This window comes from Pseudomonas sp. K5002, from assembly GCF_013386655.1.
In the GTDB taxonomy this organism is placed as follows: domain Bacteria; phylum Pseudomonadota; class Gammaproteobacteria; order Pseudomonadales; family Pseudomonadaceae; genus Aquipseudomonas.
Map to the genome: position 1 here is coordinate 1 of NZ_JACARK010001369.1, position 1,261 is coordinate 1,261.

Annotated in this window: 1 protein-coding gene and 1 pseudogene; both read left to right on the forward strand. The window is 63.9% G+C overall.

Annotation, left to right across the window (positions count from 1 at the left end):
• The coding region (locus HX846_RS36430) for an OB-fold nucleic acid binding domain-containing protein (protein WP_256740424.1) at positions 1-516 on the forward strand (516 nt) is incomplete at its 5' end.
• Between the two features lie 113 nt (positions 517-629).
• A pseudogene (locus HX846_RS36435) lies at positions 630-1,261 on the forward strand (hybrid sensor histidine kinase/response regulator); the annotation flags it as partial.

Consider the following 1,261-nt stretch of genomic DNA (forward strand, 5'->3'; position numbering starts at 1 on the left):
CGGGCGCGTTGGAAGGTGGCCGGGGTGCAGAAACAACTGGGCCTGTTTGCCGGTATCGCCAGCCCGGAAGAGGCGGTGGTGGAGCTGCCGCAACCGACAGTCGGCGAAGATTTGTATGCCGACTACGCCAGCGTCGGCACCACCCTGGGCCCACACCCGTTGGCGCTGTTGCGCGATGAACTGCGCGCGCGGCGTTGCCGCAGTTCCAGGGAATTGCTGCAGGTTGAGCATGGCCGCAACGTCAGCGTCGCCGGCCTGGTCACCGGTCGACAACGTCCTGGCACGGCCAGCGGCGTTACCTTCGTTACCCTGGAAGATGAGTTCGGCAATATCAATGTGGTGGTCTGGCGCGATCTGGCCGAGCGCCAACGCCAGGCGCTGGTGGGCTCGCGGTTGCTCAAGGTAGATGGCCGCTGGGAGGCGGTGGGCGAGGTTCGGCACTTGATCGCCGGGCGCTTGACCGACCTGACCCCGTTGCTGTCGGGCATCAGTGTGCGCAGCCGGGACTTTCGCTGAGTCGGCCCTTGCTCCTTCCTGCCGGCATAAGCAATATGCGATGAAACCAACCGCCACTGCCGGGCTCAAAGTTTTCATCGCCGCCCACCTTTTATCTTTTGCAGAGCCGACCGATGCAGTTTTTATCCAATACCCACGGCTGTGAGGGTTGGGCTGGGGAAATGGCCCAGAGGATTCGTGCTTTCGATTGGTCCACCACCGACCTCGGCCCGATGAATGCCTGGCCCTCCAGCCTGACCAGCGCCGTGCAGATGATGCTGGCATCGCCCATGCCCATGGTGATGCTGTGGGGGCACGCCGGTTACATGATCTACAACGACAGCTATTCGGTGTTTGCCGGCGGTCGCCACCCTTATCTGCTGGGTGCGCCGGTGGAACTGGGCTGGCCGGAAGTCGCCGACTTCAACCGCAATGTGGTCGACACCTGCCTGGCCGGCGGCACCTTGTCCTACCGCAACCTGCCCCTGGAACTGTTGCGCGACGGCCGCCCGGAAGAAGTCTGGATGGACCTGTATTACAGCCCCGTGGCCGGTGACGACCAACAACCGGCCGGGGTCCTGGCGATTGTGGTGGAGACCACCGAACATATGATCTCCGAGCGCCTGCGCCAGGAACTCACCCACAACCTGGAGCAGCGCGTGGCCGCGGAGGTGCAGGCCCGATCCGCCGCCGAAGAACAGTTGCGCCAATCACAGAAGCTGGAAGCCATTGGCGGCCTGACCGGCGGCGTGGCCCACGACTTCAA